We start from the raw sequence: 8,672 nt of genomic DNA on the forward strand, positions 1-8,672 counted from the left end.
TCCCAGAAGAACACGTGATGCGGCCAGCGGTAACGGGCGCAGCGGCCTTCCAGGTGCGCAAGCAAGGCGTCGCGATCGAGCTGCGAGCCCTCGCGCCGCACCACCACCGCCACGCCGACTTCGCCCCACTTGCGGTCCGGCACGCCGAGCACCGCCACTTCGGCGACGGCGGGATGCGTCAGCAGCACTTCTTCCACCTCGCGCGGATAGACGTTCGAGCCGCCCGAAATGTACATGTCGGACTCGCGGCCGGTGATGAACAGCAGTCCCCGTTCGTCGAGCTTGCCCAGATCGCCGGTGTGGAACCAGCCACCGCGCAGGGCTTTCTCCGTCGCTTCCGGATTCGCGTGGTAGCCCGAGAACACCGCCGGGCCGCGCACGCAGATCTCGCCGACTTCGCCCGTCGCCACCGGCTTCAGTTCCGCATCGAGGATGGCCACCTCCATGCCGGTCCGTGGCCGGCCGCAGGAGCCGATGTTGGCGTTCGGGTCATCGTCGTCGGCCGAATGCATCTCCGTCGGCAGCACCGTGATGTTGCCTGTGACCTCGCCCAAGCCGAAGTACTGCACCAGCACCTTGCCCAGCTTCTGCAGCGCCAGCTTCTGGTCGGCCCTGTACATGGGCGCGCCGGCGTAGATGACGTAGCGCAGGCTCTTGTGGTCGTAGCGGTCCACGGCCGGATGCTCCACCAGGATCTTGACGATGGTGGGCACCGTGAAAAGGTTGCTGATGCGATGCTTCTCCACCGCCCGCCAGAAGGCCTCGGGATCGAGCTTCTCGCTGGCGAGCAGCACGGTGGGCGCGCCGCGCGCCACGTTCACCAGAGCATGGATGCCGGCGCCATGCGACAGCGGCGCCACGGCGATCGAACAATCCCGCTCGGTGGTGCCGGGAACCAGATCGGCCAGGTGGTTGGTCACCACGAAAGCCATCTGGCCATGCGTCAGCACGCCGGCCTTGGGACGGCCCGTGGTACCCGAGGTGTAGAAGAACCAGAGCGGATCGTCGTAGCCCACCGTCTCGGGCTCGCCGGCGGCGCCGCGGTGTTCGCGCACCAGGTCCTCGTAGGAATGCTCGCCCGTGCGCGGTTGGCCGATCGCAATGACGTGCTTCAGCGTCGACGCCGCCGCGCGCACGGCGTCCGTGTGGCCGGCGAAGAGGTCTTCCACCATCATCGCGCTGGCGCCGCTGGAGGCGGCCAGGTAGGCGACCTCGGGCGGGGTCAGCCGAAAGTTGGTCGGCACCCAGACGCAGCCGAGGCGGAACGCGACCCAGCAGCTCTCGAACATCTGCACGTTGCTGCGCGACTGCACCAGGATGCGATCGCCCTTGCGCAGGCCCAGCGCGCGCAGTGCCTCCGTCATCGCTGCCACCCGCTGCTCCATCTCGCCCCAGGTCCAGGTGCGATCGCCTTCCTGGATCAGCGCGGGGCGATCCGGGAACAGCGTGGCCGTCTGCGTCAGCAGCCGGCCCAGGTTCATCACGTGCGCCGCGTTCATACCGACTCCAGCACGCTCAGGTAGTTGGCCACCGAAGCCCCGCCCATGTTGAAGACAGCGCCGATGCGCGCGTTCGGGATCTGCATGCCGCCGGCCTGGTCGGACAGCTGCATTGCCGCCATCACGTGCTGCGACACGCCGGTGGCGCCGATCGGATGCCCCTTCGACTTCAGGCCGCCCGACGGATTGACCGGCAGCTTGCCGCCCTTGGTGCTGACGCCATCCAGGATGACGCGGGCGCCCTTGCCGTGGTCCGCCAGCCCCATCGCCTCGTAAGTGAGCAGTTCGGCAACGGTGARGCAGTCGTGCGTTTCCAGGAAGGCCAGGTCGCCCAGGTTCACGCCGGCCGCGTCCAGGCCGCGCTGCCAGGCCATGGCCATGCCTTCGAACTTCGTGGGATCGCGCTTGGACAGCGGCAGGAAATCGTTGACCTGGGTGCGCGAGCGCCAGCGGACCGCCGGCACCTGCGCGCCCGGTAGCGGCTCGCTCGACAACACGAGCGCCGCGGCGCCGTCGGAAACCAGCGAACAGTCCGAGCGCTTCAACGGCCCCGACACGAAGGGGTTCTTATCCGACGGATTGCGGCAGAAGTCGAAACCAAGGTCGCGCTTCATGTGCGCGTACGGGTTGTGCATGCCGTTGCTGTGGTTCTTGGCGGCGATGGCGGCCAGCGCATCCGACTGGTCGCCGAAGCGCTCGAAGTACTTGCCAGCGATGCCGCCGAAGATGCCGGCGAAACCGGCCGGGTCGCTGCCCTCTTCCTTCACGTACGAGCACTTGATCAGCGTGGCCGCCACCTCGGGCGTCGTAAGGCCGTTCATGCGCTCCATGCCGATCACCAGCGTGCGCTTCATGCGGCCAGCCGCCATCGCGTCCAGCGCGGCCCAGATGGCGGCCGACCCGGTGGCGCACGCGTTCTCGCAGCGCACCGCCGGCGTGTGGCGGAAGGCCGGGATCGCCACCGCCGGCAGGGCCGCGGTGAAGTCCTGGCCGACGAAGCCCGCGTTGAAGTGGCCGACAAAGATGCCGTCGATGTCCTTCGGCTCCAGGCCGGCGCTGGCCAAGGCCGGCTGCACCGCATCGCGGATCAGCTGCTCCAGGTCCAGGTTGTCGAACTTGCCGAAGGGCGTGTGGCCCCAGCCGACGATGTATGCGTTGCTCATGGTGAACCTCGTGGGTTGAAAGTTGATCAGGGGACGGCTTGCGCGAGCGCCACCCGGCCGTGCCGCTGCACCAGCGTCAGCGCGATCAGGCCGGTGGCGGCGGCCAGCGTGCCGGTGGTCAGTGCCAGCACGGCGGCGCTGCCGCCGCGGTACATCACGCCCATCCAGGTGCCGCAGAGGAAGGCCGCCGAGGCAAAAATGAAGCCGCCGAGCGCCGAGGCGGCACCGGCTTGCAGCGGAAACGGCGTGGCCATGCCGACGTGGCCACAGGGTTGGTGGATGCCGTAGGCCAGCAGCATCAGCCACAGGCCCGCCGTCAGCGTCAACACCGAGTGGGCGTTGGCCAATTGCGGGACGATGAAGACGGTGGCCGCCGTCAGCGAGAGGAAGCCGGCGCGCCGCACCGATACAACGATGCCGTGGCGGGCGATCCAGTGCCGGCACAGGAAGGTGCCGGCCAGGTAGGCAACGGAAGCGCTGCCGATCACGAGCCCGAAGGCCACGCGCGAGACGCCGAAGGTCTCGAGGTACAGGTAGGCCGAGCTGGAAAAGAAGCCGAAGTTGGCGGCATAGCCGCAGGAGTTGAGCAGCGTCCAGGAGCGGAAGGCCGGGTTGCGCGCGATGCGGGCATAGCCCGCGAACAGCGGCCGCAGCTGCAGCGCGGTCGGCTCCAGCGCCCGTGCCGTTTCCGGCACCCGCAGCAGCACCAGCGCCAGCCCGCCCAGGCCGAAAAGTCCCATGGTCCAGAGCGTGGAGCGCCACCCGAGCGCAGCCGTGAGCAAGGCGCCCACGACCGGGATGGCCATCGTGAAGAAGGCCAGGCTCGACATCGCGATGCTCATCACGTGCGTGCCGTGCTGCTGCTCGTACAGGTCGCGAACGATGGCGCGGCTGCAGACCATGGCGGCGGCGATGCCCAGGCCCTGCAGCACGCGCGCCGCGATCAGCACCTCGATGGCAGGGGACAGTGCGCCAAGGCCGGCGCCGCCGGCATAGAGCAGGAAGCCGGCCGCCAGCACGCGGCGGCGGCCGAAGCGATCCGAGGCCGGTCCCCACAGCAGCTGGCTCAGGCCGAAGCTGAACACCAGCACGGCCAGCGTCAGCTGGACGACGCTGACAGGCGCGGCAAATTCGTTACGGATGGCCGGCAGCGCCGTCAGGTACAGGTCGGTCCCCAACGGCTGCGTCACCGTGGCGAGCATCACCACGGCGACGACGAGTGCAGGCCCCATGGCCGCCCGCGGGTTCAAGACTCCAGCAGCTTGCGCTGGATGAGCCAGCCGCGGATCAGGGCCGTCGCCTCTTTCAGCAGCTCGGGCTGGCCGGCGTAGTAGTGCGTGGCGCCCTTGATGATCTTGAAGGTCTTGTCGGGCGAGCCGGCCGAGTCGAACAGCATCTTCGGGTGGGTCTGCGGCGCGGCGTCGTCGGCGCTGTTTTCGATCACCAGCAGCGGCGCGCGGACGCGCTTCACGCCCTCGAGGCCGTTGCCCTTGGAGTCGTCCAGCGACCACTGCGACAGCCAGGAGCGCAGTGTGCTGAAGCGGCCCAGGCCCACTGGGCCGGTGTTCACCGTCTCCGGCTTGCCCATGTAGCACCAGCCCGGCTTGCGGTCGTTGGGGTCCAGCGTGGGGTCGAGGAAGCGCGGATCGGCCAGGGTGCGATGAACGATGAAGGGCCGCTCCACCTCGCCGGTGTTGCGGGACTTCAGTTCGACCAGCGTCTCCTTGGCCCAGGCGGTGATGCGGCGCATGCGCGCCAGCTGCGCGGCGCGGTAGCGGGCGATGTATTCCTTGCTGTAGGGCGGCTGGTTCGGGTTGCGCGGGTCGTAGATGTCCAGTTCCACGTCGCGGTCGTCCGGATTCAGCTCGTCGCGCACCGACGGGTCTATGGCTTCGGCCAGCAGGTGGGCGCGCGACAGATGCGCGGCCTGGTAAATGATCGCGTCGGCGGGAATCAGGCCCGCGCCCTTGACGTTGACCGGGTCGCCGGCCGGGGTGTGGGTGATGGTCGGATCTTCGGCCTCGGCCTGGTAGCTCACGGCCAGCGCGCCGCCGCCGCTCCAGCCGACCAGCACCACGTACTTGTAGCCCCAGACCTGCTTGGCATGCTTGATGTAGGCGCCGAGGTCCAGGAACACCTTCTCCATGATCAGCGCCGTGTCGTTCTTGGCGTAGCGGCTGGCCGCGCACAGCACGTGGGCGCCGGTGGCGGCCATGGCGCGCGGCACCGGCAGCAGCTGCAGCGTCGAGGCCGGATGCATGAAGATCATCAGGGTGTCGGAGGGGTGCCCCTCGGGCCGGAAGCAGATCGCCTCCAGGTTCACGGCGCCCTGGTTGCCGGAGAAGCCGTAGGTTTCGGTGAAGGCGGCGGTCTCCTCGTACTGGAGATGCACCCATTCGGACTGGACGTTGAAGGTCATGGAGAGACTGTAAGGCGCTTGCCGGCCGGCGCGAGTCCCCCACGAGGGGACTGACGATTCCCCCGCCAGCGCCGACAGTGGCCCCATACGAGGACCCTCATGACCCAATTCACTTCCTGGCTAGAACTCGAGAACAAGGTCTGCGTCGTCACCGGCGCGGCCGGCGGCATAGGCGCGGAGATCGCGCGGCAGTTCGCCGCCGTCGGCGCCCGCGTGGCCGTGCTGGACCGCGACGAGAACGGCGCCGCCAAGGTCGCCGCCGACATCGCCGAAACCGGCGCCCGCGCCATCGCGGTCACCTGCGACATCACCGACAAGGCCAGCGTGGACCGCGCCGCCGCCACGGTGGAACGCGAACTCGGGCGCTGCGACGTCCTGGTGAACAACGCCGCCGCCATCTACGCCGCCGCCCTGATGGACATCGAGCTGGACAAATGGAACCAGCTGATGGCCGTCAACGTCAGCGGCTTCCTGCTCTGCTCGCAGTCCTTCGGCAAGCAGATGATCGCTGGCGGTGGCGGCAGCATGGTCCACATCGCATCGATCTCGGGCCACGTGCCGCAGCCCTACAGCGGGCCTTACAGCGTGAGCAAGGCGGGCGTGAAGATGCTGTCGCGGCTGCTCGCGGTGGAACTGGGCGAGCACGGCATCCGCAGCAACGTCGTCAGCCCCGCCATGGTCCGCACGCCCATGAGCGAGGTGATCTACGCCAATCCCGCTGTGCTGAAGCAGCGCGAGCAACTCCTGCCGGCGCGGCGCATCAGTGGCCCGCCCGACATCGCCGAAGTGGTGGTGTACCTGGCCAGCGCGCGCGCCGGCTACGTCACCGGCCAGGACGTGCTGGTCGACGGCGGCCTGAGCGCGGCCTGGCTGACGCTGGTGCCCCGCCCCGGTTTCGAGAAGAGGGACGCGGCACAGGCATGACGAAGCTGCCCGGCGGGGTGGCCGCCCTGGCCGTGGTGCACTTCACTAGCAGCGCAATGATGCGCGTCTGCGACCCGATGCTGCCGGCGCTGGCCCAGGCCTTCGGCGTCACCACGGGACGGGCTGCGCTGACCATCTCGGCCTATGCTATCGCCTACGGCCTGCTGCAGCTGCTGTTCGGGCCGCTGGGCGACCGCTACGGCAAGCGCCGCGTGATCGGCTTTGCCGCGCTCGGCTGCGTCATCGGCAACGTCGTCGCGCTGCTTGCCATGAGCCTGGAGCTGCTGGTGGTGGCGCGCTTCCTCGCCGGCGCATCCGCGGCCGGCATCATCGCGCTGGTGCTGGCCTGGGTCGGCGACACGGTGCCCTACGAAGACCGGCAGGCCGTGCTGGCGCGCTTCCTCACGCTCTCGCTGGGCGGCATGATCGCCGGCCAGTGGTTCTCGGGCTTCCTCACCGAGCAGTTCGGCTGGCGCGCGGTGTTCGCGGTGCTGGCGCTGGTGTTCCTGGCCGGCGGGCTGGCGATCTCCTTGCACCCCGAAGTCCGGCGCGAACCGGTGCGGCCGCCCTCGGGCCAGGGCCATTTCCGTGACATCCAGCAGGTACTGTCGGTGCCGTGGGCGCGCTGGATGCTGCTGGTGGTGCTCGTCGAGGGTGCCTTCGCTTTCAGCGGCCTCGCGTTCCTGCCGGCCTACCTGGTTCGCACCTTCGGCTTGGGCCTGACGGCGGCGGCTGCGATCGTGGCGCTGTACGGCATTGGCGGCTTCGTCTATGCGTTCGCGGTGCGCAAGCTGGTGGCCACCCTGGGCGAAGGCGGCATCGCGCTGGCGGGCGGTGTCGCCATGGGACTGGCCTGGCTGCTGCTCGCGGCCGGCGGCCATTGGGCGCTGGCCTTGCCGGCCTGCCTGGTCGGCGGGCTGGGGTTCTACATGCTGCATGGCACGCTGCAAACGCACGCGACGCAGATGGTGCCGACCTTGCGCGGGACTTCGGTGAGCCTGTTCGCGATGGCGATGTTCGTCGGGATTTCGGCCGGCGTCGCGGTGGYGTCGGCGGTGGTAGACCGCTTCGGGTACCGGCCGGTGTTCCTGGCTTGCGGAATCGCCCTGGCCCTGATCAGCGCTGGATTCGCATTCAGCTTGCGGCAACGGACGCCGGCCGCTGCCGCTGTCCGCGCTTCCTGAACGGTGGGCTCGCTCCGCGAACCCACCCTACAAGAGCAGCCCCTGTAGGGTGGGTTGCCGAAGGCACCCCACCGAAGCGCGGAGCGATCAGGTATCCGCGCGACGCAAGAGCGCGCTGTCCGATTCGCCCGCCGCCCGCCGGGCGATCAAATCCTCCGGCACCACCAGCACCCCGATCGGGTTGCGCGCAAACGCCTCGCTGCGCATGAAGGCATTGGTCGAAGCCGAATCCGGAAAGGTATCCACCTGCATCTCGATCTCGTTCCCATCCGGGTCGCGGTAGTAGAACGACAGCGTCGGCCCATGGTTGATGCAGCGATAAGGCTTGATGCCCTGCTTCCCCAGCGCCTCATAGCCCTCCAGCAGCTCCCCCAGGCTCGCGTACGCGAAGGCGGCGTGATAGAAGCCCACCGTCACGCCCCTGGGCTTGTCCGCGTACGGCTCCATCGCCACCAGCGCGATGCGATGGTGTTCCTCGTCGTTGGTGAGGAAAGCGATCCTTTCGCTGGCGTGGTTGATGCGCGCGCCCAGCAGCTTGCAGTACCAGTCGACCATCGACGCCAGCTGGTTGGTGCGGAAGACGCAGTGCGCCAGTCTCGGAGGAGTCATGATTCAGGTTCCGGTGCCGACGACCCGGCGCGAATGCCGGTCGGTTTCCAGCTCGTCCAGCAATGCGCAGGCGAAGTCGGCGTACGAAATGCTGTCGCTGACCAGCGAACCCACCGCCACCCCGTAGCGGCCGGTGCGCTCGCCGGCGACGACCCGTGCCGCCGGGGCGACACAGGTCCAATGCAATTCCGACTCGACCAGCACCGCGACCGCATCCGCATGCGCCTTCACCTTGGGAAGCAAGGCGGGCGGAAAGCCCGCGGTGTCAGCCAGCCGCACGCCGGGACGCACCTCCAGCCCACCGGCGCCGCCGACCGTGACCAGCCTGTGTACACCCGCCGCGCGTGCCGCCACCACGATGGCCGCGGTCGCCGCCGGCAACAGGTGCGGCGCATCTGCCGGCGCACCGTAGGCGCTGACGATCGCGTCCTGGCCGCGCACCGCCTCGGCCAGGGCGGTGGCATCGAAGACGTCCACGGCCCGCGTGGCGGCCGATGCATCCGGGTGCGACCCACCCGGCCGCAACAAACCCAGCACCTCGTGCCCGCGCGCCCGCGCCTCCTGCACCAGGTGGCGTCCAACCTTGCCGGCGCTGCCGATCAGCGCGATCTTCATGCGTCCGCTCAAGCCGCAATGCGGCCCAGGCCGGCGCGAATCGTCGCGCCCGGCGCCGGGTCGAGCAGGTTCACCTCGGCACGCTGGAAGATCGCCATGCCGCCCAGGCTCTGGCGCTGGGCGGCGAACTGCGCGCGCAAGGTTTCGTTCGTGTCCAGGAGGCGGCGGCCCTTGTGCCAGGTGGTTGCATCCGGCCAGGCATGCAGCAGCACGACCTTTTGCATGCCGGCGCCGGCCGCCATGTCGAACACACCCAGCA

Annotated in this window: 9 protein-coding genes; 2 read left to right on the top strand and 7 right to left on the bottom strand. The window is 69.0% G+C overall.

Annotated features, from left to right (window positions below; genetic code table 11):
• The 4 genes from AC1DY5_RS31580 to AC1DY5_RS31595 all read right to left on the bottom strand — a co-directional run.
• On the bottom strand, nucleotides 1-1,499 hold a 1,499-nt coding region (locus tag AC1DY5_RS31580; RefSeq protein ID WP_478117887.1), incomplete at its 3' end, for an acyl-CoA synthetase.
• The gene (locus AC1DY5_RS31585; RefSeq protein WP_478117888.1) at nucleotides 1,496-2,662 is read right to left on the bottom strand and encodes an acetyl-CoA acetyltransferase; all 1,167 of its coding nucleotides are present in this window, start codon (nucleotides 2,660-2,662) and stop codon (nucleotides 1,496-1,498) included. The genes AC1DY5_RS31580 and AC1DY5_RS31585, both read right to left, overlap by 4 nt.
• A gap of 26 nt (nucleotides 2,663-2,688) precedes the next feature.
• Entirely contained in the window at nucleotides 2,689-3,894 is a 1,206-nt protein-coding gene (locus AC1DY5_RS31590) for an MFS transporter (RefSeq protein WP_478117889.1), read from the bottom strand.
• A 14-nt stretch (nucleotides 3,895-3,908) separates the two neighbouring features.
• Entirely contained in the window at nucleotides 3,909-5,081 is a 1,173-nt protein-coding gene (locus AC1DY5_RS31595) for an alpha/beta hydrolase (protein WP_478117890.1), read from the bottom strand.
• Nucleotides 5,082-5,180: 99 nt separating this feature from the next.
• On the opposite strand from AC1DY5_RS31595, the gene AC1DY5_RS31600 reads away from it, so the two are divergent.
• The gene (locus AC1DY5_RS31600) at nucleotides 5,181-6,005 is read left to right on the top strand and encodes an SDR family NAD(P)-dependent oxidoreductase (protein ID WP_478117892.1); all 825 of its coding nucleotides are present in this window, start codon (nucleotides 5,181-5,183) and stop codon (nucleotides 6,003-6,005) included.
• On the top strand, nucleotides 6,002-7,189 hold the full coding sequence (locus AC1DY5_RS31605; RefSeq protein ID WP_478117894.1) for an MFS transporter: 1,188 nt from the start codon (nucleotides 6,002-6,004) through the stop codon (nucleotides 7,187-7,189). The genes AC1DY5_RS31600 and AC1DY5_RS31605 overlap by 4 nt, the downstream gene beginning before the upstream one ends.
• Nucleotides 7,190-7,276: 87 nt before the next feature.
• Here the strand turns inward: AC1DY5_RS31605 and AC1DY5_RS31610 are convergent, their stop codons facing one another.
• The 3 genes from AC1DY5_RS31610 to AC1DY5_RS31620 all read right to left on the bottom strand — a co-directional run.
• On the bottom strand, nucleotides 7,277-7,798 hold the full coding sequence (locus tag AC1DY5_RS31610) for a VOC family protein (RefSeq protein WP_478117896.1): 522 nt from the start codon (nucleotides 7,796-7,798) through the stop codon (nucleotides 7,277-7,279).
• A gap of 3 nt (nucleotides 7,799-7,801) precedes the next feature.
• Complete coding sequence (locus tag AC1DY5_RS31615) at nucleotides 7,802-8,413, bottom strand: NAD(P)-dependent oxidoreductase (RefSeq protein ID WP_478117898.1); 612 nt, start codon at nucleotides 8,411-8,413, stop codon at nucleotides 7,802-7,804.
• An 8-nt stretch (nucleotides 8,414-8,421) separates the two neighbouring features.
• On the bottom strand, nucleotides 8,422-8,672 hold a 251-nt coding region (locus AC1DY5_RS31620; protein ID WP_478117900.1), incomplete at its 5' end, for a hypothetical protein.

The organism is Variovorax sp. P4_D9, from assembly GCF_056401695.1.

What these genes read in the sequence shown, in the direction of transcription:
- AC1DY5_RS31590 (WP_478117889.1), bottom strand. Translation starts at nt 3,894, where the DNA reads ATGGGGCCTGCACTCGTCGTCGCCGTGGTGATGCTCGCCACGGTGACG.
- AC1DY5_RS31595 (WP_478117890.1), bottom strand. Translation starts at nt 5,081, where the DNA reads ATGACCTTCAACGTCCAGTCCGAATGGGTGCATCTCCAGTACGAGGAG.
- AC1DY5_RS31600 (WP_478117892.1), top strand. Translation starts at nt 5,181, where the DNA reads ATGACCCAATTCACTTCCTGGCTAGAACTCGAGAACAAGGTCTGCGTC.
- AC1DY5_RS31610 (WP_478117896.1), bottom strand. Translation starts at nt 7,798, where the DNA reads ATGACTCCTCCGAGACTGGCGCACTGCGTCTTCCGCACCAACCAGCTG.
- AC1DY5_RS31615 (WP_478117898.1), bottom strand. Translation starts at nt 8,413, where the DNA reads ATGAAGATCGCGCTGATCGGCAGCGCCGGCAAGGTTGGACGCCACCTG.